21 protein-coding genes and 5 pseudogenes are annotated in these 20,310 nt (G+C 65.7%); 15 read left to right on the forward strand and 11 right to left on the reverse strand.

Annotated features, from left to right (window positions below):
• Positions 1-547: 547 nt before the first annotated feature.
• Both istA and ACFVAV_RS30200 read left to right on the forward strand, forming a co-directional pair.
• Positions 548-1,422, forward strand: a pseudogene (gene istA, locus ACFVAV_RS30195) (IS21 family transposase); the annotation flags it as partial.
• 2 nt (positions 1,423-1,424) lie between these two features.
• A pseudogene (locus ACFVAV_RS30200) lies at positions 1,425-1,696 on the forward strand (ATP-binding protein); the annotation flags it as partial.
• A gap of 175 nt (positions 1,697-1,871) precedes the next feature.
• Here the strand turns inward: ACFVAV_RS30200 and ACFVAV_RS30205 are convergent.
• The 4 genes and pseudogenes from ACFVAV_RS30205 to ACFVAV_RS30220 all read right to left on the reverse strand — a co-directional run bounded on the left by ACFVAV_RS30205 (position 1,872) and on the right by ACFVAV_RS30220 (position 5,313).
• Positions 1,872-2,390: a hypothetical protein gene (locus ACFVAV_RS30205; RefSeq protein WP_379039071.1), complete on the reverse strand. Its 519-nt coding sequence runs from the start codon at positions 2,388-2,390 to the stop codon at positions 1,872-1,874.
• Between the two features lie 38 nt (positions 2,391-2,428).
• Complete coding sequence (locus ACFVAV_RS30210) at positions 2,429-3,910, reverse strand: integrase (RefSeq protein ID WP_379038979.1); 1,482 nt, start codon at positions 3,908-3,910, stop codon at positions 2,429-2,431.
• Between the two features lie 28 nt (positions 3,911-3,938).
• Positions 3,939-4,255, reverse strand: a pseudogene (locus ACFVAV_RS30215) (helix-turn-helix domain-containing protein).
• 2 nt (positions 4,256-4,257) lie between these two features.
• Complete coding sequence (locus ACFVAV_RS30220; RefSeq protein WP_379038980.1) at positions 4,258-5,313, reverse strand: tyrosine-type recombinase/integrase; 1,056 nt, start codon at positions 5,311-5,313, stop codon at positions 4,258-4,260.
• A 145-nt stretch (positions 5,314-5,458) separates the two neighbouring features.
• Between ACFVAV_RS30220 and ACFVAV_RS30225 the strand changes: the two are divergent.
• A pseudogene (locus tag ACFVAV_RS30225) lies at positions 5,459-5,614 on the forward strand (ATP-binding protein); the annotation flags it as partial.
• Between the two features lie 40 nt (positions 5,615-5,654).
• Here ACFVAV_RS30225 and ACFVAV_RS30230 read toward each other — a convergent pair.
• Complete coding sequence (locus tag ACFVAV_RS30230; RefSeq protein WP_379038981.1) at positions 5,655-6,752, reverse strand: alanine--tRNA ligase-related protein; 1,098 nt, start codon at positions 6,750-6,752, stop codon at positions 5,655-5,657.
• A gap of 286 nt (positions 6,753-7,038) precedes the next feature.
• On the opposite strand from ACFVAV_RS30230, the gene ACFVAV_RS30235 reads away from it, so the two are divergent.
• On the forward strand, positions 7,039-7,338 hold the full coding sequence (locus tag ACFVAV_RS30235; protein ID WP_379038982.1) for a hypothetical protein: 300 nt from the start codon (positions 7,039-7,041) through the stop codon (positions 7,336-7,338).
• Here ACFVAV_RS30235 and ACFVAV_RS30240 read toward each other — a convergent pair.
• Entirely contained in the window at positions 7,316-7,804 is a 489-nt protein-coding gene (locus ACFVAV_RS30240) for a DUF6228 family protein (RefSeq protein ID WP_379039068.1), read from the reverse strand. The genes ACFVAV_RS30235 and ACFVAV_RS30240 overlap by 23 nt on opposite strands.
• Before the next feature lie 22 nt (positions 7,805-7,826).
• Here ACFVAV_RS30240 and ACFVAV_RS30245 point away from each other — a divergent pair.
• Positions 7,827-7,925, forward strand: a pseudogene (locus tag ACFVAV_RS30245) (AAA family ATPase); the annotation flags it as partial.
• A 288-nt stretch (positions 7,926-8,213) separates the two neighbouring features.
• On the opposite strand, the gene ACFVAV_RS30250 reads toward ACFVAV_RS30245, so the two are convergent.
• On the reverse strand, positions 8,214-8,447 hold the full coding sequence (locus tag ACFVAV_RS30250) for a site-specific integrase (RefSeq protein WP_379039069.1): 234 nt from the start codon (positions 8,445-8,447) through the stop codon (positions 8,214-8,216).
• Positions 8,448-8,687: 240 nt separating this feature from the next.
• Between ACFVAV_RS30250 and ACFVAV_RS30255 the strand changes: the two genes are divergently transcribed.
• The gene (locus ACFVAV_RS30255; RefSeq protein ID WP_379038983.1) at positions 8,688-9,011 is read left to right on the forward strand and encodes a hypothetical protein; all 324 of its coding nucleotides are present in this window, start codon (positions 8,688-8,690) and stop codon (positions 9,009-9,011) included.
• An 81-nt stretch (positions 9,012-9,092) separates the two neighbouring features.
• Here ACFVAV_RS30255 and ACFVAV_RS30260 read toward each other — a convergent pair whose 3' ends face one another.
• The gene (locus ACFVAV_RS30260; protein WP_379038984.1) at positions 9,093-9,818 is read right to left on the reverse strand and encodes an SDR family NAD(P)-dependent oxidoreductase; all 726 of its coding nucleotides are present in this window, start codon (positions 9,816-9,818) and stop codon (positions 9,093-9,095) included.
• A 102-nt stretch (positions 9,819-9,920) separates the two neighbouring features.
• Between ACFVAV_RS30260 and ACFVAV_RS30265 the strand changes: the two genes are divergently transcribed.
• Positions 9,921-10,763 (forward strand): LysR family transcriptional regulator, encoded by an 843-nt coding sequence (locus tag ACFVAV_RS30265; protein ID WP_379038985.1) that lies wholly within the window; start codon positions 9,921-9,923, stop codon positions 10,761-10,763.
• Positions 10,764-11,382: 619 nt separating this feature from the next.
• Positions 11,383-12,090 carry a histidine phosphatase family protein gene (locus ACFVAV_RS30270; RefSeq protein WP_379038986.1) on the forward strand — a complete coding sequence of 236 codons (708 nt, stop codon included), beginning with the start codon at positions 11,383-11,385 and terminating at the stop codon, positions 12,088-12,090.
• A gap of 254 nt (positions 12,091-12,344) precedes the next feature.
• Here the strand turns inward: ACFVAV_RS30270 and ACFVAV_RS30275 are convergent, their stop codons facing one another.
• Complete coding sequence (locus ACFVAV_RS30275) at positions 12,345-12,509, reverse strand: hypothetical protein (protein ID WP_379038987.1); 165 nt, start codon at positions 12,507-12,509, stop codon at positions 12,345-12,347.
• 266 nt (positions 12,510-12,775) lie between these two features.
• Between ACFVAV_RS30275 and ACFVAV_RS30280 the strand changes: the two genes are divergently transcribed.
• Together ACFVAV_RS30280 and ACFVAV_RS30285 are read left to right on the forward strand one after the other, a co-directional pair.
• Positions 12,776-13,303: a hypothetical protein gene (locus ACFVAV_RS30280; protein ID WP_379038988.1), complete on the forward strand. Its 528-nt coding sequence runs from the start codon at positions 12,776-12,778 to the stop codon at positions 13,301-13,303.
• A gap of 345 nt (positions 13,304-13,648) precedes the next feature.
• Complete coding sequence (locus ACFVAV_RS30285) at positions 13,649-14,032, forward strand: hypothetical protein (RefSeq protein WP_379038989.1); 384 nt, start codon at positions 13,649-13,651, stop codon at positions 14,030-14,032.
• A 179-nt stretch (positions 14,033-14,211) separates the two neighbouring features.
• Here the strand turns inward: ACFVAV_RS30285 and ACFVAV_RS30290 are convergent, their stop codons facing one another.
• Entirely contained in the window at positions 14,212-14,844 is a 633-nt protein-coding gene (locus tag ACFVAV_RS30290) for a TetR/AcrR family transcriptional regulator (RefSeq protein WP_379038990.1), read from the reverse strand.
• A gap of 130 nt (positions 14,845-14,974) precedes the next feature.
• Between ACFVAV_RS30290 and ACFVAV_RS30295 the strand changes: the two genes are divergently transcribed.
• From ACFVAV_RS30295 to ACFVAV_RS30305, 3 genes are all read left to right on the forward strand, one after another.
• Positions 14,975-15,421 (forward strand): hypothetical protein, encoded by a 447-nt coding sequence (locus ACFVAV_RS30295; RefSeq protein WP_379038991.1) that lies wholly within the window; start codon positions 14,975-14,977, stop codon positions 15,419-15,421.
• 99 nt (positions 15,422-15,520) lie between these two features.
• On the forward strand, positions 15,521-16,093 hold the full coding sequence (locus ACFVAV_RS30300; RefSeq protein ID WP_379038992.1) for a hypothetical protein: 573 nt from the start codon (positions 15,521-15,523) through the stop codon (positions 16,091-16,093).
• A gap of 1,127 nt (positions 16,094-17,220) precedes the next feature.
• Positions 17,221-17,541: an enoyl-CoA hydratase-related protein gene (locus tag ACFVAV_RS30305; RefSeq protein WP_379038993.1), complete on the forward strand. Its 321-nt coding sequence runs from the start codon at positions 17,221-17,223 to the stop codon at positions 17,539-17,541.
• 22 nt (positions 17,542-17,563) lie between these two features.
• Here the strand turns inward: ACFVAV_RS30305 and ACFVAV_RS30310 are convergent, their stop codons facing one another.
• Positions 17,564-18,157: a TetR/AcrR family transcriptional regulator gene (locus tag ACFVAV_RS30310; RefSeq protein WP_379038994.1), complete on the reverse strand. Its 594-nt coding sequence runs from the start codon at positions 18,155-18,157 to the stop codon at positions 17,564-17,566.
• Between the two features lie 155 nt (positions 18,158-18,312).
• Here ACFVAV_RS30310 and ACFVAV_RS30315 point away from each other — a divergent pair, with 155 nt between their 5' ends.
• Positions 18,313-19,533 carry an acetyl-CoA C-acetyltransferase gene (locus ACFVAV_RS30315; RefSeq protein ID WP_379038995.1) on the forward strand — a complete coding sequence of 407 codons (1,221 nt, stop codon included), beginning with the start codon at positions 18,313-18,315 and terminating at the stop codon, positions 19,531-19,533.
• Entirely contained in the window at positions 19,530-20,285 is a 756-nt protein-coding gene (locus tag ACFVAV_RS30320) for an SDR family oxidoreductase (protein WP_379038996.1), read from the forward strand. Before ACFVAV_RS30315 ends, ACFVAV_RS30320 begins: the two co-directional genes overlap by 4 nt.
• Positions 20,286-20,310 lie beyond the last annotated feature (25 nt).

A 20,310-nucleotide genomic window follows, 5' to 3' on the forward strand; every position in this document is an offset into this window, starting at 1 on the left:
CCACGATTCCGAGGAATCTTGAGGCACCGGCCCTGAAGGCGTGGGTGCCGAAGAATCGACGGCCGGCGTGATATCCGACTAGAGGGTCAGTCCGCCTGCTCGCCGTACGCACCGGCACAACGCCTCAGCCGGTACCAGCCATGACCCGCCGAGCAAATCCGCCAAGCCCGCGCGATGCTCACTCGCCCCGACGAATCCGTGTCCTCGATCGCCCGCCTGCGCTGCGTCTCCCGCTCGACTCGCTATAAATACGTGCCCGAACTCGGTACCGGCCAGCCGGTGACCGCCGAAGCTGCGGTTCACCGTCTTCACCGCGGCAAGCTGCGCCGGGTGTGCAAGTGGAACGGCCCACCCAGGGCATATCAACTGGCACCGGCTTCGGTGTTCAGGTACACCACGAGATCGCGGGGCAGGCCGTGGGTGTCGTGCAGGTAGTGGTAGTCGTCGTCGGTCAATGGAACGGTGAAATGGCTGCGGTGTCGGTGCCGACTGAATACTGATCGGATTCTGCCGAAGTAAAACTGAGCAGCCCTGTACCCCTTGGAGGGTGATAGCTGTGGAGGATTGGGCCGAGATCCGTCGGTTGCATCGCGCTGAGGGCGTGTCCATCAGCGAGATCGCAGGAGGTTGGGCATCGCCCGCAACACTGCGCGGGCGGCGCTGGCCTCGGACCGACCACCGAAATACGTTCGGCCGCCCCGCGGTTCGAAGGTCGATGCGTTCGAGCCACAGATCCGGGCATTGCTGGCGGAGTTCCCGCGGATGCCGGCGACGGTGATCGCCGAGCGGATCGGGTGGAAGCATTCCTCGTCGATCCTGCGGGCGCGCATCCACGAGTTGCGACCGGAATACGCCGGGGTCGATCCGGTTGATCGGGTCGAGTATCAGCCAGGTCGTATCACGCAGTGCGACTTGTGGTTTCCCGATGCACGGATCCCTGTCGGTCACAGCCAGGAGCGGGTGTTGCCGGTGCTGGTGATGGCGGTGGCGTATTCGAGGTTCCTGGCCGCGGTGATGCTGCCCTCGCGCCAAGGCGGTGACCTGCTGGCGGGAATGTGGCAGTTGATCAGCGGGTTCGGCCGGGTCACGAAAACGCTTGTCTGGGACCGGGAAGCAGCGATCGGTGGGACTGGGAAGGTGACTGAGCTGGCGGCGGCGTTCGCGGGAACGTTGGGGACCAGGATCTTGTTGGCGCCACCGCGAGACCCTGAGTTCAAGGGCATGGTCGAGCGGGCGAACGGGTTCTTGGAGACCTCGTTTCTGCCCGGTCGCAGGTTCACCTCACCAGTGGATTTCAACACCCAGCTCACCGAGTGGTTGGGTCGGGCCAACACCAGGACGGTTCGGGCGATCGCGGGCAGGCCCGTCGATGCGTTCGAGGTCGACCACGCGGCGATGATGGCGTTGCCGCCGAGGGAACCACGATGCGAATCGCGACCGCCCATTTCCCTCAGGTCAAAACTCTCGAAGACTTCAACCTCGACCACTTGCCTTCGCTGCGCCGAGATGTGTTGGCGCACTTGGCAACAACGACGTTCGTCGCCAAAGCTGAGAACGTGATCCTGCTCGGCCCACCCGGCATCGGCAAGACCCACCTCGCGATCGGGATCGGGGTCAAAGCCGCTCAGGCCGGGCACTCGGTGTTGTTCGACACCGCGAACAAATGGATCACCAGGCTCTCATCGTCGACGAGGTCGGCTACATCCCGTTCGACCAGGACGCGGCGAATCTGTTCTTCCAACTCGTCGCGTTACGAGGTCGGCTCGATCATGGTCACCTCGAACCTGCCGTTCGGGAAAGCGCACATGTTCGCGCAAACGTGTGCATAGCGCCGCCGAAGTTCAACGGGTTCGATGGTCAGGCTGATGTGTCTAGGACGGCAGGGCTGTATGGCCGCGAACACCGAGTTCGGTGCGCATCGCAGAGTGCAAGGCGCGGCGCAGCGGCGGCCCGGCGGCCAGCTCCCGCTCGAAGGCTTCGTTGTCACGGTCTTCGGCCGCTTTCGCCAGATTCCACAACTGTGCCTGAGCGGCGTCGGCGGCTGCTGAAACACTGGCACTGGCGGTGATCTGCAGCGTGTGGAAGGCGCGACTGAAGTCGGTCGACTCCGACTGGGCGAATGCTTCGATCAGCGTGGCAGGCGTGGCGGCTTGGCTGCACTCGTTCCGGAATACGAGGATTCGATCACGCAGCGCGGTATACGCCGAGAGATAGTCGACGAACGATTCGCGAACCTCTTGCCGATTCTTGTCGTCAGCAGCGGATTCCAGCTGCCGCTGGGCCGCGAGGCGTTGATTACGGCTGGTCAATGCGCTCGTGGTGATGCCTCCGACGGTGCTCACAACCACACCTGACAAGGTGCCGAACACGGCAATCCACGCGGGTTCCACGAGCTCATGATAGGTCAGCAGCAGCCGATCCCGGCATGTCAGCCGGTTCGGATCCCCGCAGCTGCGCCAAGGCGCAAAGACGTTCTGCCATCTTCTGACTTCCCGGCCTTGGTCCCTTTGGTGACGATGACGTGCGGGTTGGTGGTTCGCCAGGACGCGCGATGGGCCAGACAACGCTGCACGATCGCCCAGCTGGCTGGATCCATCGGGACCGGATGCGGTCGCTCGCCGAGCCGGACGGTCTGCAGGATCGGATCAACATCGTCGCAGATCAGCAGCCGGGCCTCGCGGCTGGAAGCGCCATGCAGCAGGGCGAGGATGCCGACCAGCGCTTCATGCGGATGCACCAGCGGATCGGTGGTCCACCGCCGAAACAGCGACCGCTGTTGCTCAATTGTGAGGGTCCGTCCGCAAAATCCCTTGGCCTCCTTCCGGTCCAGGCTCTTCGTCGGATCGACAAGCACCAGGCGGCGACTCCGCGCGAAGCGGAAGAACTGGCGCAGCACGGTGATTCTCCACTGTCGCGATTTCGGCAGGACGAGCAGGAACGCCTCCACATCGCCGACGTCGACGGTCGACCAATCTTGTTTCCCGCGTTCGCTGTTCAAGAACGAAGCGAAGTCTCGAACGGCTGCCAGCGCGGCCTCGATGGTCGAGTCGCTGCGCGGCAGCGTTCCCGCCCGGCGGGCGCGGGTCCTGGCGGCGAGCATGAACTCGGCGAACCCCGCGACCGCCGACCGCAGTGGCTCCGGGACCGCGTCGATCCGCCGTTGTCGGCGCCCGGCCGCAAGCTTGTCGTGCTGGTCGGTCGGCATCGCCAACCCGTGTTCGGTGAAGAAGTCCTGCATCGATCTGGCCAGCGAACCCATGGAACGGCCCGAGCGGCGGGCCCTGTCGAGCAGGGACTGCGGATGATTGGAGTGCTCATCGTCGAGCAGCCGGCCCAGCTCGGTGATCACCACGCACGCGCGGCCTGGCGAATAGCCTTCGGCGAGACAGGCGATCAGGCCGGGCAGCCAGTCCGGCGGGTCGGCGAGCCGTGCTACGAGATGCTCGCCGGCGACATGCGGCCGATTCGGATGACTTTGCCAGCACCGCGAGCACATGCCGCGGCCGGCATGGCGGCGCAACTCTCCGCAGGCGGCACAGACGCGGGGCGGCTTCTTCAAGGGTCTCGGTCTCGAACAGTGGCCGCACCAGCCGGTTTCCGCGCGCAGATACCCAGGATTGCCGCACCGCGGACAGTCCTTTTTGCGGGCCTGCCGGTCGGCTTTGCGCTGGCAGTCGCGGCACAACACGGCATCGGCCAGCCGGACCTTGTGACCGCACTGGCCGCACCGCCGCGAACACAGGATGCAGCGACCGGTCTCGACGCTCAGCACCCGGCTGCGGCCGCAGTCGGGGCAGGGTTGTTTGGACGCAGCGTCTTTGGCTCTGGCGGTGCACCGGCAGCACAGGTCGCGGCTGATGATGCCGACCGAACCACCACACCCGATACAGTCACGCTGGCGGTTACCCATGTGCTGCAACAACTTCCATGGCGGCCTGTCACATCGGGGGCAGTGAGCGGCCGCGCGCGTTGACGGCCTGGCGCTGCGTCGGCGCAGACCGGACCGGCGGCGCGGCCGGCCGCTCGACCGGGGTGGTGTCGATCTCGAACAAGTCGTCGGGAGTGCATTGCAGGGCGGTGCACAATGCGATCAGGTCGTCATCTTGATCTGGGTGGGTTCCTTGGTGAACAGCGCCGACACCGACGCCGCTGACATCTCCAGCCCGGCCTTGTCGGCCAGCAGCCGGCGCAGCTCGGTCCCGGTCCACACCTCACGCTGAGCCGCGGCCATCCGCAGCCGCCATTTGATCCTCACGCCTACTCGTCCTCTCCGCTGAGCTCGGCCAGCGTCGTGGTCACCGCGCGCCGATACGCGTCCTCGATGAACGTCGCTGACGGACGGACATACCGCATCGTCGAACCGACGGTCCAGTGACCCAGAAGCTGTTGGATCGCAACCAGATCCACGCCACGCTCGTAGTTGTGGGTTGCACAGGCCCGGCGAAGCGCATGCGGACTGAACCGATCCGAGCGGGGCCGGCCTTCGAGCTCCATCAGATACCGCAGCCGGTTGCGGATCGTTCCGCGATGCAGCGGCCCACCGGATTCGTCGGCGAACAACACCGGCGAGTCCGGGAACTTGGGCCGGACATCGGTCAGGAACCAGCGCAGCACCAGGTCCAGTCCGTCGAGCATCGGCGCCCACCGCGGACGGGGACCGGACATCTTGGCGCCCTTGCCGAAGCGGACATGGAGCTTGCCGAACGGGCCACGATCGAAATGCACATCTGGAAGTTCCAGCAGCGCGGCCTCTTCCGAGCGGAGTCCTGCGTGATAGAGCGTCCGGAACAGCGCGTAGTCCCGCGCGGCGGGCCCATACTTTCGGGCGGTGACGATGCGCGCCTTCATGAACTCGAAGAACTCCCGCACCCGCTCGGGAGTCGGCGGCGGCAGCAGCGCCGGTGAATCGTCACCGACATGGCGGGAGGCGTTGAACTCGTCGACCGGGCAGACCAGCTTCACCCCGAACGCGGCCTCGATCTCGGCTGCCTTGCGGACCTGCAGGAATCGATGGAATCCCTTGAAGATCTGCACATATTCCCGCCGCGTCGACGGGGCTCGGCCGGCGACGGCGAGGTTGCCGACGACCCGGTCGATGTCCTCGGCGGTGACTTCCCACGCGGGTCGGCCCAGCGCCGTCAGCGTCCGTTCGAGCAGGCCGATGTCGTTGTCGATGGTGACCGGGCTGAAGCCGCGGGCCCGCCATGATGCGACGAAGGCGTCCACGCAGTTGCGTTGGAACACAACCGGATCTGACTCGACCGATTCGACTGGCACCACGTTGCCGGGAATCAGTCGCAGGCCCTCTGCCATCGGCACACCTTCTTCACACCTGAACGGTTAAGGCAGCACCTAACATAGGCTGCTCACACCTTGAAGAAGGCAGGAACGCGGAAATGAGCTGAAGGGCCAGCCAGCTGCGGGTTTCCACGAGAACGAACAAGTGCCAGCCCCAGATCGATGGGGCGAAACCTTCTCCGACGACGTTGTCGCCGCGGCAATGATCGACCGCTTGGTCCACCACGCCGAGGTCCTGACGCTGACCGGAGACTCCTACCGAACCCGGCAACGCCGCGAGCTACTCGCCAAGGACAACCGCGTTACCAGCAACTAACCAACCCCGGGCTGCTCGAGTTTAGTTCGGCATCAACTGATCAGCTTTGGCTCGGCATTGACATGCGGGACAAGACCTTTCGTCCGCGCTGGAGCAGCAGATCGAATTTGCGTTCCTCATCGAGCAGGATGGTGCGCACCTCGTGGGGGTGAACAGATTGCCGGAAGTGCCCGAGGGTGTGTTCCACCAACTCGATCGGCACGTCGGACAGGGTGCGGGTCGGATCGTCGCGCCACAGCGTGGTCAGGGTGCGGCGGATCAAACGGCGGAGTACATGACCGCGACCGGACGGGGATGGCGTGACCCGGTCGCCGAGCGCGACGATGCTCGATCGCAGATGGTCCGACAGCAGTCGCAGCGACCGTTCGTCGAGCGGGCCCCAAATTCGGGGCAGGGTGATCAGCCAGGGCTGGAAGACGTCGATCTCAAAGACGGACTGCGTATTTCGCAGGATGCGCACCAGCCGTTCCAGGCCCAGGCCGGTGTCGATGCCGGGCCGGCGCAATGGCTCGAGGCTGCCGTCGGAATATCGGACGTAGCGCATCATGACGTGATTCCACACCTCCACCCACCGGTCATCGGATGTCGGTGTGCCCTGCGGTATTTCGTCCCCGGTCCAAACGAAGATCTCGGAATCGGGTCCGCAGAGTCCGGTCGGGCCGTTGGACCACCAGTTCTCGTCCGTGGTCGGCTCAACTGGTACGCCCAGCTCATCCCACGTGCGCGACGATAGGTGATCGGGCTCGACGTGTTCGTCACCGCCGAACACCGTGACGTGCAGTCGTCCGGGCTCGATGCCGAAGCCGTCGCGCAGTAGTTCAAATCCCCAACGCAGGCTCTGCGGGCCGCTGTAGTCGCCGAGTGACCAGGACCCGAGCATTTCGAACACGGTGAGGTGGGTGTCGTCACCGACCTCCTCGACATCGGTGGTGCGCAGGCAGCGCTGCAGGCTGGTGAGCCGCTGGCCCAGCGGATGGGGTCGGCCCATCAGATAGGGGGTCAACGGGTGCATCCCGGACGTGGTGAACAGCACCGGATCCCCCGGCGAGGGAATGAGCGACCCGCCCGGCGTCAGTTCATGCCCGCGTTCGCGGAAGAAGTCGAAGAAGGTTCGAACGGTCTGGTCTGTGGTAATCACAGTGGTTGCTCCATCGATGTGAAATCGACCGGAAGCGATCGCGCACGGCGAGTCCGGCAACAAGACCGACGCACACCAGCGGACCGTTTCCGGTCGCCGGCATGGGGGAAAGAGGTCAGTCGGCAGCGACCGGCGAGCTGAGAGCTCGTGCGGCCGCGGCAGCGATTCGTGAATTGACCTTCATGGCTGCACGGTACCAACCAGGCCGTGCGGAGCGCGACCGGATATCGACCGGGCGGCAACCAGCGGAATGTTGACCGCGCGCCTGCGGCGTGGCGTACTCCGGTTGAGAGTCGTCGCGGTTGCTCACGATGCCCTCGAGCCCGGAATCCGCGACGAGCGCCAGCAGCTCGTCGGAGCCGGTGTCGGCCAGCGACCAGGTCGGCGGGACCCGCACGCGCACACCGTCGTCGAGGCCGAGCTCGGCCAGTTAGGCGCGGCGCGACCAGTACAGGTCGGCGAGCAGGGCCTGGTCGTCGACGTGCAGGAGGTCGAAGACGATGTAGTCGACCTGGACCTCGTCGATCAGCGTGGTCGACGGGTAGAACCGGCTGATCAGCGTTTCAATGTGTCACGCCGGGGCTGAGCTCCCCTGGGGCTGGTGGGCCGAGAACACGGTTTAGTTTGTTGGCAAGCTGCAGCATCTGTTCACCAGCCTCGAGTACAACGGTTGTGGAGGCCGTCCAGTTGCCGTCCGTGTGCCGCCATGGCCTGACTGTCCATGTCAGGCCTACATAGCCCCGAGATGCGAACACCGCCTCAACCCGCAAGTCGTGGTCCATACTCTCCCATACCTGGGCACCGTCCCAGCCAGTAAAATCGCCAGTCAGGTCATCGAAAAACGAGACCAGATCGCAGTCGCCCATGACGGACAATGTCACTTGGTGCACAGCGGCCAGTAGCCCAGGAGCCCCGATCCGGACGCAGACCCGGATCGAGCTATCACCCCAAGGGTCGACCCGGTTCCACAGCCGAACCCATGTCCCGGCACCTGGAGCACCCAGGGATACTGCCCTGCCCGGGTCCGCATTCTGGTCACAGTCGCAGTCCATCGCCGCATGCTATCTGCAAATCCTGGCCACGAAGCTGGTCAACGAGCTCGTCGAGGCCGCCGACGACAAGATCCTGTCGAAAACGATCGCCCACTACGGTCGCGTCGACCTGCTGGTTGTATCGGCGTGACCTCACCCCATGAGATCGGTCCGGCTGATCTGGTGGACCGACTACCGGGGTCCCGTCACCAACGGGTTAGTGGTGCAACAGTCTGAGCCAGGCCAGATACCTCAGCGCCCTCCGGCCACTGGGGTTCAGGTCCACCCGCATGTCTCGGCCGACGACGACATCGACCCGAGTGACACCGCCCAGCGTCAACCCCTCGAAGACCTGATCGGCACCGACATGGTCCACGTCCACAATTCGGGCACTACCGCCCGATCAGCCGCCGTTGGAGGGGCACATCAGTTAGTTCAGAGAAGCACGCGTGCTTGTGCTGGCACGGGCTGCCGTAAGGGCGGGCGCAGGTGCCCAGTTCGAGCTTGCATAGTTCGAAGTGTGTTCGTCGAACACCGCGACATAGGTTTGGGTGGTGTTGATGTTCTTGTGCCCCAATAGTTTCGCGGCGATGTGGACAGGCAGCCCGTTGCTGACGGCGTCGGTAGCCCACAGGCGCCGGAAGTCATGCGGTGTGTAGCGCAGCGGTTGCCCGGTGGCGTCGGTGAGCCCCGCGACGCCGTCGAGGACCGCGGCGCGCCGCCACTACGGCCAAGGAAGCGCCGACCGGGATCGGCGCATCATCCGCATCACCATTGCCGTGCTCACCGACCTCGCTGGCGACGCCCGCACGCTCGGTGATCTCGATCAGACTTGGCTGGATCGCTGGATCGTTGAGGCACCCGATCGGGCCCGATTCGCGCACTGTTCGATCCGGACTCCGCCGTGCCACTCGATGTTCGGGCTGCCGGGGCGCTCGTACTGCTCTACGGCCTGCCGGTGACACGAATCCATCGATTGAACATTGACGACCTCCTCGACATCGGCGGAGATTCCTTTCTCCGCCTCGACCGGCACCAGGTGCTGCTGCCACCACCGCCGGCGCAGGTGCTGCGCACGCTGGCCCACAGGCCTCGACGCGCCAGATCTACGGCACCGCAACAGTTTCTGTTCCCGGGCAGCCGCACTGTCGACGCGCCGATAGCGGCGTACACGCTCACCGCCCGGACGCACTACCTCGCGGCACGCGAACGCCTACCCCAACAGTAGGTCCCGGTCAGGAGGCGGCAGAACTCAGCGGCGCGATCCGGCTGACGTCGAGAACGGGAATGGTTCGCACCGGTGTGCCCGTCACCAGGGCACTGTTCCGGCGTCGTCGAAGAATCCGCCGGTCGGTCCGTCATCGGGCAGGGTCGCGAGGTGAATCGCGATCGCCGCCCCCTGTTGGGGTGTGCGGACGCCTCGGAAGCCGTTGAGGTCGGTGGCGGTGAAACCGGGGCAGCCGGAGTTGATCAGGATGTTGGTGTCGCTCAGTTCCTTGACATATTGGATGGTGACGGCGTTGAGGAAGGTCTTCGACGCCAAGTACGCAGCTGGAACCGGGCCCATGTCGATGCCGGGCGTGGTCTGCAGGGCGAGCGAGCCCACGCTGCTGGACATGTTGACGATTCGCGGTGACGCCGAGCCGCGCAGCATGGGCAGCATCGCGTTGGTGACCCGGATGACGCCGATCACGTTGGTTTCCACGAGAGCTCGCACGGTCGCGGGATCGACCGTCGTGGGTGTCTGTGGGATACCGCCGGTGATCGCGGCATTGTTGACCAGGACGTCGAGCCCTCCGGCATGGTCGGCGATCAGCTGGGCCGCGGCGACGACACTCGCGTCGTCGTCCACGTCGAGTGGCACGCCGAACGCATCGGTCCCGGCCGCACGCAGTTTCTCCACCGCGGTGTCGCGGCGTTGTTGATCCCTCGCGCCCACACCGATTCGCCAGCCAAGGGCGCCCAGGCCCGCCGCGATCTCGTATCCGATTCCTTTGTTCGCGCCGGTCACCAGCGCGATCGTCGGTTCACTCATGCCGTTGATCATGTTGCGGGCTCGGGTGGTGCGTCCAAGACCGATTGGGTGGGCGGCGATACCGCACGGGTATTGGTCGTGGTGAGCGCCGGATACGATCACATGGTGGAGACGCGGGAGTTGCGATACTTCGTCGCGGTCGCCGAGGAGTTGCACTTCGGGCGGGCGGCACAGCGGCTTGCGATGGCGCAACCACCGCTGTCGCGGGCGATCCAGCAGCTCGAACGGCGGCTCGGAGTCGTTCTGCTGCACCGCAATGCTCGCGCGATCCGGTTGACCGAGGCCGGGTCGGTGCTGCTGCGGGAGGCCCGGATCGCTCTCGACGCGGTCGAAGCCGCCGAGCGACGCACCCGCCGCGCCGCTGCCGACCTGCCCGGCGTGGTGCTGGCCACCAAGGCGGGAGCGTCCAGCGAACTGTTGTCGAAGCTGCTGGACGCCTACGCCGCCGATCCCTGCGCTGTCGCAGTCGACGTAGTGCTGTGCGGGCCCGGCGAACCGGAAAGACTGCTACGCAACGGGAGTGCCGACGTTGCTCTGCTCCACCGGCCCTACGACACGACGACCGGATTCGACACCGAGGACCTGCACACCGAACAGCAGATCGTGGTCCTGCCCACAGGGCATCCCCTCGCCAACCGACCCCACATATCGATGGCCGAGGTCAACGCCCTGACCGACCTGCCCCTGCCGCGCTGGCCCCGACGGGATGGAAGTTATCCAGACGGCCCCGGCCCGCAGGTTCGCGACCACACCCAGTTGACCCAGCTGATCACGCTCGGACGGGCCTGCGCGGTCGTGCCCGAGTCGCTCCGCGCCCAGCTACACGACGATCACGCCACCGTGCCGGTGCCGGACGCACCGGCTGTCACCACCGTCATCGCCTGGCCGCCACACAGCAGATCCAAAGCCGTCGCCGATCTCGTCCGTACGGCGATACGCCTCTAGCCGATAGCATCCACATCTGCCGCTGGGCGCGCGGTCATCAACGTACGCATCTGCCGATTACAGGAAGCTGGACGAGCATTTGCCTCTGGCTGACCGCTCGGCAGATTCAGCGGCAGGACTGAACACCCCACGAGATCAACGGATCGATCCTGATCGATGAGCGACAATCTCGAAAAGTGAGGTCGGACTCGTCAGTGAAGCCCGCGCGGAGGCTGCGTCCGCGCGAAGCAGGTCCCTAGGGTCTATGTGTGCCCTGCCGCCGGACAGGCTCATCGCGGCCACCCAGCAGTCAGTTCAGCCCGTGATCCGCCTGAGCGGGACGGAGTGATCTTCCCCGGTCGCCTGACGGGATCGGCGGTATCGAAACGGCCGGGCGAGCGGGTCGCGTGAGTCGACATGCCGCTCGCGCCTCCGCTACCGGTGGTTTCGCCTGCGCGCGGTCCAGTGCGCGAAAGATCCCGATGAATGGGATACCCCGTATTTGATTCGGGCAAATGGCTGCTTCTGTGAGACGCGAAACCCCAAGTTCCGGTTCTTCGGCAACCTGAAGTGGCGTTCGCCACGATGAAAGGCATTCTCACCCATGCGAATCCGATCTCTTCGATTGTCCAGTGCGGCGATGGCGGCCGCGGTCGCGGCCACAGCCGCTACCACCGGCGTCGCGTCCGCCGATATCGACTTCGGAAGCTCCGGCAGCAGCTCCGGCAGCAGCGGCGAAATGGTCATCACCCTGGTGCGCCATGCCGAGTCTCTCGGTAACACCTCCGGCCTGATCGACACCAAGGTGCCCGGACCCGACTTGACCTCACGCGGCCGGACACAGGCAGACAATCTGGCCATCCAGCTGGCCGACAAGAATTACGACTGCGCCTTCGCGTCCAACATGGTGCGTACCGAGCAGACTGCGGCACCGACCGTCGCCAAACAGGACCTGAGCCTCAACATTCAGTCCGGTTTTCGGGAGATCGAGGCAGGCCAGTACGAGGGCACCCCGGAGGCCGAGGCGCTGTCCGGGTACCTACAGGCGCCGATCAAGTGGCTCTCCGGCGACCTGAACGCACGGATTCCAGGCTCCATCGACGGCAACGAGTTCGACGGCCGCGTCGATCAGGCACTGCTCGATGTGCAGCGCCGCGGCTGCGCCAACCCGGTGATCTTCTCGCACGGCGGAACCATCATGTTCTGGTCGATGATGAACGCCGACAACGCCGACAAGAGCAAACTCGGCACCGATCCGATGCGCAACGGCGGCCGCGTCGTCCTCGAGGGCAGCCCGCAGAAGGGCTGGACGATTGTCGAGTGGGTCGGCCACCCGGACCTGGGCTGATTCACCCTTCCGCGCCCCGGACGTCACCGACACAATCGATGGCACTGGGGCGCGGTTGTATCTCAGCCCAGGGTTCCCCATGGCATAGTCGTCCACCGCACCCGATGGGATCACCGTCGTCGAACTGGTCGCCCGCGGGAGGTTCCCGCACCAGCGGCTGCTGCGCCAATGGTCACGCGCCGACGAAGGCGCTGTCGCCCAAGCACTCTCGGCCACCGTCACCGCGGACCTGTCGACCCGCCTGGTCGACGAACCTACGACGCTACCTCGATATCGCCCACCAGATCGAGGTGCTCAACCTGCTGCACGAATTGCACCAGCAGGCCCGCGCTGTCGTCGCGGTCCTGCACGACCTCAATCGCGCCGCCCGCTAGGCCACCGACATCATTGCGATGAACGGCGGATGCGTTGTAGTACAAGGCAACCCACGCGATGTCATCGCCAACGAACTCGTCTCGCGCACCTTCGACCTCCCTGACACCGCCATCGACGACCCCCTCACCGGCACTTCCCTCGTCATTCCCATCGACACTCGCAAGAGGCAGATCCTGTACTGCCGCTTATCGCGCCGACCAGACCGGTCAGTGCGCGCGGGGCGAAGGTCGACGGGCCAAGATGATCGGGCGCTGGCCGACCGCACCATCATGCCGAGTTGAGTGTGCAGGTACTGGGATCGATAGGTTGAATGGCGGATCTGACGCATCGCGTCAACGTGATCGCGGACGAGGACGCCATGGCTGTGCAGGCGGTGGTTCTCAGGCTGGACTGCGATGGTATCGGTGTGACCGGAGAGGAGTGGCTCCTCGTTCGAGACCTCCTCGAAGTGGGTGATCTGCAAGAGGACGAGTTGCATATTTCCCTCCTGGACATTCCGCCGACGCTGGCGTATTCGTTCACACCCGATGCGCCTGAGCACATCCCCGAACCGCTTGCCGCAGATCGTCTGATGGCCATGTCCGTCGCCGGGCGGGGTGTTACTGCGGTCAGGAGGGTGTATCGGTCACCGAAACACGTGGCGGCGAATCCAGCGTCCTGGCTGTATCTCGTCGAGACCGAGGTCGGTGTGGAGGAGGCGAGACTGTCCGACTACCTGAGTTCTCAGCTGTGGCACGAGTTGAATGAAACGCAGCTGGTCGAGGCATACCCTGCCGGGGCTGTTCTACCGACCTATCATTCTGCCGCATTGGCAGCATCGAAGCTGCTCTGGCCCTGAACAATCAACGCAAGAGGCGCTGCACCTCAGCCCGCGCTATCCGCCCTGCGCGCTCATGCCGAAGAGCGGACGTCTGGGCCGCGTAGCGGAGGGCGTCCACTTTGCGGGATCGGCGATCGCTGGATACGGTGACGCCGTGATTCTTTCAACTGGGAAGGGCGTCGTGCGCCTCAGCCGGTGATCCCCGGAAGGGCCCTGACTCCCGGCGCGCGCCATCGTGCGGGTGAGGTTAGGTCCATTACCCAAGATCGGAAGCGCTTGCAGCGCAAGCGTTCGACTGCCACCAGCCAGATCAGGTTCGGCTATCGGCCGGGACCGCCCGGACGTACCGACATCCACCGGATCATGCCCCGCATAGATACCATCCCTCTGACCGATCTCATCGACACCTTCGAAATCTGCGCCGGCATGCAGCCTGCGGGTGACGCGTACGGTGGACTCGTACCCCGATTCGTCCGGTTCGAGTCGGCGATGGACCATTTCCACGGGTCCTCTCCCCTCACCACGGGACAGAAGACCCCCGTACTCGCGTGCAGTTGCGGGGAATTGGGCTGCTGGCCGCTGCTGGCTCGCATAAGCCTGACTGGCGATCTTGTCGTGTGGGACTGCTTCGAACAGCCCTACCGCACTACTCGTGACTACACCGCATTCGGCCCATTCCTGTTCGACCGCAACCAGTACGACAAGGCCGTCCAGGGACTCAGCACCGCAATCGCCGCCCACGAATGACACGCCGAACTCGCACCTGACCGTTGAGCAAGCGCATCAGCGAGACCGCTCTCGAGAAGATCCTGTATTGCCGCCTATCGCGCGGTCGCGAATGTCCGCATCTGCCGATTACACGGCGATCGCAATGCTGTTGGGCATGCCGGTCGGCGGGGCTGGACAACTCTTGGTACCGCCGTTGCCTATGCGAGCGTTGGAGCCCTTGTTCGCAGGGCGTCGGGGATGGCGGCGAAGGCTTCGTGCAGGCGGGTGATGAGCGCGGATCGGCCGCCGGCGCCGTCGGCGGCGACCCAGCCACGCCCGGCGATGCTCCAGGCCGTAGTGGTCAGCTCGGCGAGGATGCGGAGGCGCAGATCGCCGGGGGGCAGGGCCAGTTTGCCCGAAAGGTGTGCTGTCACTTCGGTTTCCACACCCGAGCGGGCGTATTCGACGTAGCCGAGCAGGCTGGGGGCGGTCAGGATCAGGCTGCGTGTGGCGATGTAGCGCTCATCCCAGTCGTCGGGAAGCGCGGTCGCCGTGTCGGTGAGGACGTCGCGTAACGCGGTGAGGATCGGCCCGGTGAGTTCACTCGCGGCGAGGGCTTGGAGATAGCCGGTCCAGAGCTCGGTCTCGGCCTCGACGGCCACTGCCTCCTTGGTGGGGAATGCCCGGAAGAACGTGCTGCGCGAGACCTCTGCTGCCTCGACCAGTTCCTCCACGGTGGTGGTGGCGAAACCCTTCTCGGTGAACAGCGCCAGGGCGGCGTCGGCCAGGGCGCGGCGGGTGCGGATCCGCTTGCGTTCCCGCAGCGGCAGGGCGCGGTCGTCTGAAGGCATACCGAGATCCTAGCGCGCCAAGAACCTCAGGCCCAAAAGAAACTCAGTTCAAATTGGGACTTGCGCACGTATGATACTTAGTGCCAGAATCGTTCACGACACCGAGCACCATCCGAACCAGGAGATCGCAATGAGCACCGCTACCGCCCCGACCACCCTGAACCCCTCGATCATTGGTCAGGCCGAGAAGCACCACACCGCGGTCCTGACCCGCGCACTGGCTGGCACCACCCTGGATGAGAAGCAGTGGATCGTGCTGAATCAAGCCCTTGCCGCTGGCGAGCCGGTCGATCCGAGCGCCCACATCGCCCGGATCGCCGCAATGACTCAGTGGGCCCGCACCGAGGTCGAGACCGCCGTGAACGCACTGCTCGCCAGTGCTCTGCTGGCCACCACACCCCACGGACTGCTCGAGCCCGCCGACACCGGCAAGGCCGTGGTGAGCAAGGTTCGCGCCGAATCCGGCGCGATCGTGGCCGCCGCCTACGGCGCGGTCCCGGCCGAAGATCTGGCCACCGCGGCTCGAGTCCTGGCCACCATCACGACCCGCATGGCCCAGGAATTGGCCCACGCCTGAACCGAATTCGCCACCGGACCATCGCTTTCGCGAGCGTGGGCCGGTGGCGCACGAGCACCGTTGCGGGTTCGTCCATCCACATAGAAGAGGTTTCACGAAATGAACAGCAGAACTACCGTTGTCGGCATAGCGGTCTCGGCCATCGCGGCGGCATTGCTGCTTACCGGTTGCGATGGAACGACCGCCGAGGCCGGACCGCCCGCGAGCAGCACCGTCGCCGCCGTGACCACGACCCAATCAGCTCCGGCCCCCGCCACCTTGACTCCATCGATCATCGGCCAGGCCGAGAAGCACCACACCGCGGTGCTGGTTCGCGCACTGACCGGCACCACTTTGGATGAGAAGCAGTGGATCGTGCTGAATCAAGCCACTGGCGAGCCGGTCGAGCGGGCCGCTCACATCAACCGGATCGCCGGATTGACCCAGTGGGCCCCCGCCGAGGTCGAAACTGCCCTGAATGCGCTACTCGCCAAGGGCCTACTGGCGAACACACCCCACGGCAGACTCGAGCCCACCACCGCAGGCAATGCCGTAGTGGGCAAGGTTCGCTCCGAATCCGGCGCGATCTTGGCCGCCGCCTACGGCGCGGTCCCGGCCGACGATCTGGCCACCGCGGCTCGAGTCCTGGCCGCCATCACCGCCCGCATGGCCGAGGAATTGACCCACGGCTGAACCGAATGGCCGCAGGCCCAAGGGCAGCGGCGGGTTGCGCGCGGGGCGGGCGCCGCTCAATCAATGTTCTCGGGTTTCTGGAGTGGTTCGCCCGCGACGCCCTTGGCCGAACCTGGCAAGCTCACCGGCAGCGACGATCGGGAGCTGGCCAGCGCGGAGGCCCATCGACTGCGCCGAAGTTCGTCGCCGAAGCCCGCAGAGATATGGGGATCGGTCCTGCGGGGTTCGGCCACCTTCACTCAGGCCATCAACTGGACTCCGGAGTCGATTTGGTTCCGCTGCGGACCCGGCCCATCCCGCAAGCAGAACTCCGTGTCGTCGCGCACAACCTGCTCCTCGAACGCCCGGAAATGCCGCTGGGCGCGGTCGCGAATGTCCGCATCTGCCGATGGCAGGGCACTCTTCTGGCGGATTGGTCACAGCGCTCAGGAATCTGCGTTCGTCGACTCCGGAAGGTAACCTGAGGCGCGCGGTGAAGCGGGAGGGGTGTGGTTTGGCGCAACGTTGGGTGACGATCTGTCTGCCGCCGGATGCGATCGATGACGTGGAAGCTGCGATCACGCGAGCTCTCGCTCCATTCGAGATGCGGCAAGGGTTCCCGGAGCGAGATATGTGGGGCACGTGGCGGATTCGGGATGGTGGAGAAGGAGCCGGGTTCTACGTCCTTCCGGGTCATGAGGACGATCCTCGGCTGATTCACGACGGCCCCAACCAATTCGGCATCGCGCTGCCACCCAAGCGAGGCGAGTGCGCGGGTGGCCCGAAGTCCTTGCTGAATGTCGCGGTACACAACCTGTCATGGCCCGATGTACTCACCCTAGACGGCCGGTGGGTCGAGTCGAGCGGCATTTGCCGACATAAGGATTGGGGCGAGACCACGTCCCGTGAGGACCAACCCGACTGCCCGATACCGCCGGGCGGCATCGAAAACTACCTGGAGACACTGCCCGACGACACAGTGCTTGTTCGGGTCTGTTGCCACGGCTAGCAACACCCTCTCCTGCCGAGTACCGCGGTGAGGACGGCACGGTATCCGCTCCGACGCAGGTGCCCCGCCGATCCGTTACGACGCTGTGGACCAAGGCTTGGCCACACTGTCCGCCATCGCGTCAGGCTCAGGTGCTTCGATGCACATGCCACGGATCGGGTGCGGATTGGCCGGTGGAACCTGGGACCGCGAGTGGCCGAGTTCCTCCGTCCGGAACTGGCGAGCGGGTCTCATTGCCCGGATCGTTTCAGCGGCGAGCCTGATCGACGATGCGCTGTCGACCGGCGAGCTGATCGCGAAGATGTCCGGCCCTGCCGCGGTTGCCACGAAGGACGCGGTGAACCGCGCGTTCGAGTCGTCGTTGGCGGAGGGTGTTCGGTACGAACGCGCGTTGTTCAGAGCGCGATTCGCGACCGCCGACAAGAAGGTAAGGTATGGCGGCCTTTCTGGAACAGCGTGACGCACAGTTCGTTCGGCAATAGTCAGGTGGCGCCGACGATGCGTAACGCCATCTCGGCGTAGGCCGTGGCGATGTCTTCCGGCGACCAGTCGCCCTCGTCGCGGTACCAGCGCGCGATATCGATGCCGAGCGAGAGCAGGGCGGTGGCCGCGATCCGCGCGTCCGGGGTGTCGAAGACGCCTGCCTGGATGCCGCGCTCGACCAGGTCGCGCATGGTCTGATCGATCCGGTGGCGGATGCCGCGGATCTCGGTGCGGTGTTCGGGGCTCAGCGAGTTCAGTTCGTAGTTCACGATCCGGGCGCCGGTGTGCCCGCGGGCGTGGTGCACGGCGAAATCGTGAACGACAGTGCGCAGCGCGATCGCCGGATCGTCGGACGACGCGGCCGCCTTCAGGATCAGGTCGAGTGTCTCGTCGTGGCCCGATCGTGAGATCAGGTAGAGCAGCTCTTCTTTCGATTTGTGATGCACATAGACCGCGGCCGGGCTCATGCCGGCGGCCCCGGCGATATCGCGCGTCGTTGTCCCGTTGAAGCCCTTCTCGGCGAACGCTGCGACGGCGGCTTCCAGCAGACGCGCGCGGGTCGAGTCGCTGCGGGATTCGGTGGTGTCGGTCATGGGATCGCCATTATCTCGCCTCGGTAGAGCGGCGCTGGTCACGGGCGGTGTGATGTGGCTAACAGGGGCTCGAGGCCGGTTGTCTATTGACGGTAACCCGGGCCGCCTGCACTATTTTACCCACTAAGCAAGCGCTTACTTATAAGGGAGATTCGATGCCTGAAGCTGTGATCGTCGCCGCTGCCCGTTCCCCGATCGGCCGCGCGGGCAAGGGCTCGCTCAAGGACATGCGTCCCGACGACCTGACCGTCCAGATGGTGCAGGCAGCCCTGGCCCAGGTGCCGAACCTCGACCCGACCCAGATCGAGGACCTCGTCCTCGGCTGTGGGCAGCCCGCGGGGGAGTCGGGCTTCAACATCGCCCGTGCCGTCGCCGTGCTGGCCGGGCTCGACACCGTCCCCGGCACCACCGTCAACCGCTACTGTTCGTCGAGCCTGCAGACCACCCGCATGGCGCTGCACGCCATCAAGGCAGGCGAGGGCGACGTCTTCATCTCGGCGGGCGTCGAGACGGTGAGCCGCTTCACCAAGGGCAACGCCGACGGCATGCCCGACACCCAGAACCCGATCTTCGCCGACGCGGTCGCCCGCGCCGCCGAGCGCGCCGCCGGTGGCGCCGCATCCTGGGCCGACCCGCGCAGCAACGGCGCACTGCCCGATGTCTACATCGCCATGGGCCAGACCGCGGAGAACGTCGCCCAGTTCACCGGGATCACCCGCGCCGAGCAGGACGAATTCGGTGTGCGCTCGCAGAACCTCGCCGAAAAGGCCATCGCCAACGGCTTCTGGGCCACCGACATCACCCCGGTCACGCTGCCCGACGGCATCGTGGTCAGCGCCGACGACGGCCCGCGCGCCGGTGTCACGCTGGAGGCGGTGAGCCAGCTGAAGCCGGTGTTCCGGCCCGACGGCACCGTCACCGCGGGCAACTGCTGCGCGCTCAACGACGGAGCGGCCGCCCTGATTGTCATGTCCGACACCAAGGCAAGGGAACTCGGCCTGACCCCGCTCGCGCGCGTCGTCAGCACCGGGGTCTCCGGCCTGTCGCCGGAGATCATGGGCCTCGGCCCGATCGAGGCCTCCAAGCAGGCACTGCGCCGCGCCGGTCTCAGCATCGACGACATCGACCTGGTCGAGATCAACGAGGCCTTCGCCGTGCAGGTGCTCGGCTCCGCCCGCGAACTCGGCATCCCCGAGGACAAGCTCAACATCAACGGTGGCGCCATCGCCGTGGGCCACCCGTTCGGCATGACCGGCGCCCGCATCACCAGCACCCTGATCAACTCGCTGCGCTTCCACGACAAGCAGTTCGGGCTGGAAACCATGTGCGTCGGTGGCGGCCAGGGTATGGCCATGGTGCTGGAGCGGCTGTCGTGACCGGCCGTTTCGCGGGCAAGACCGCGATCGTCACCGGCGCCAGCCGCGGCATCGGCCTCGGCATCGCGCAGCGGCTGGTCGACGACGGCGCGAAGGTCGTCATCACCGCCCGCAAACAGGAAGCCCTCGACGAAGCGGTCCAGCAGCTCGGCGGCCCCGAACATGCGCTCGGCGTGGCAGGCCGCGCCGACGACGCCGCGCACCAGGAAGACGCCGTCGCCCGGGCGATCGAGACGTTCGGCAGCGTCGATCTGCTGGTCAACAACACCGGGATCAACCCGGTGTACGGCCCGATGATCGAGATGGATCTGCAGGCGGCCCGCAAGATCATCGAGGTCAACTGCCTGGCCGCGCTGTCGTGGACCCAGCAGGTGCACAAGGCGTGGATGGCGGAGCACGGTGGCGCGGTGGTCAACGTGTCGTCGGTGGCCGGGATCAAGCCCGCGCCGGGGATCGGCTTCTACGGCGCCAGCAAGGCCATGCTCACCTACATCACCCAGGAACTGGCCGTGGAGCTCGGCCCGCGGCTGCGGGTCAACGCGGTCGCCCCGGCCGTGGTGAAGACGAAGTTCGCCACCGCCCTCTACGAGGGACGCGAACAGGAACTCGCCGAGACCTACCCCCTCAAGCGGCTCGGCATGCCCGAGGACATCGCGGGCGCGGTGGCATTCCTGCTCTCCGACGACGCGGCGTGGATCACGGGTCAGTTACTGGTCCTCGACGGCGGCGTCACGCTGACCGGCGGCGTCTGAGAACACACCCTTCGACTTCAGGAGA

This window comes from Nocardia sp. NPDC057663 (genome assembly GCF_042799895.1).
Lineage (GTDB): Bacteria > Actinomycetota > Actinomycetes > Mycobacteriales > Mycobacteriaceae > Nocardia.

Bases quoted from the DNA above. Each gene is read 5' to 3' on its own strand.
- ACFVAV_RS30295 (WP_379038991.1), top strand. From the start codon at position 14,975: ATGAGCACCGCTACCGCCCCGACCACCCTGAACCCCTCGATCATTGGT.
- ACFVAV_RS30210 (WP_379038979.1), bottom strand. From the start codon at position 3,910: ATGGGTAACCGCCAGCGTGACTGTATCGGGTGTGGTGGTTCGGTCGGC.
- ACFVAV_RS30260 (WP_379038984.1), bottom strand. From the start codon at position 9,818: ATGAGTGAACCGACGATCGCGCTGGTGACCGGCGCGAACAAAGGAATC.
- ACFVAV_RS30270 (WP_379038986.1), top strand. From the start codon at position 11,383: ATGGCGGCCGCGGTCGCGGCCACAGCCGCTACCACCGGCGTCGCGTCC.
- ACFVAV_RS30220 (WP_379038980.1), bottom strand. From the start codon at position 5,313: ATGGCAGAGGGCCTGCGACTGATTCCCGGCAACGTGGTGCCAGTCGAA.
- ACFVAV_RS30310 (WP_379038994.1), bottom strand. From the start codon at position 18,157: ATGACCGACACCACCGAATCCCGCAGCGACTCGACCCGCGCGCGTCTG.
- ACFVAV_RS30300 (WP_379038992.1), top strand. From the start codon at position 15,521: ATGAACAGCAGAACTACCGTTGTCGGCATAGCGGTCTCGGCCATCGCG.
- ACFVAV_RS30305 (WP_379038993.1), top strand. From the start codon at position 17,221: ATGCACATGCCACGGATCGGGTGCGGATTGGCCGGTGGAACCTGGGAC.
- ACFVAV_RS30315 (WP_379038995.1), top strand. From the start codon at position 18,313: ATGCCTGAAGCTGTGATCGTCGCCGCTGCCCGTTCCCCGATCGGCCGC.
- ACFVAV_RS30240 (WP_379039068.1), bottom strand. From the start codon at position 7,804: ATGGACTGCGACTGTGACCAGAATGCGGACCCGGGCAGGGCAGTATCC.
- ACFVAV_RS30280 (WP_379038988.1), top strand. From the start codon at position 12,776: ATGGCGGATCTGACGCATCGCGTCAACGTGATCGCGGACGAGGACGCC.
- ACFVAV_RS30285 (WP_379038989.1), top strand. From the start codon at position 13,649: ATGCCCCGCATAGATACCATCCCTCTGACCGATCTCATCGACACCTTC.
- ACFVAV_RS30265 (WP_379038985.1), top strand. From the start codon at position 9,921: ATGGTGGAGACGCGGGAGTTGCGATACTTCGTCGCGGTCGCCGAGGAG.
- ACFVAV_RS30290 (WP_379038990.1), bottom strand. From the start codon at position 14,844: ATGCCTTCAGACGACCGCGCCCTGCCGCTGCGGGAACGCAAGCGGATC.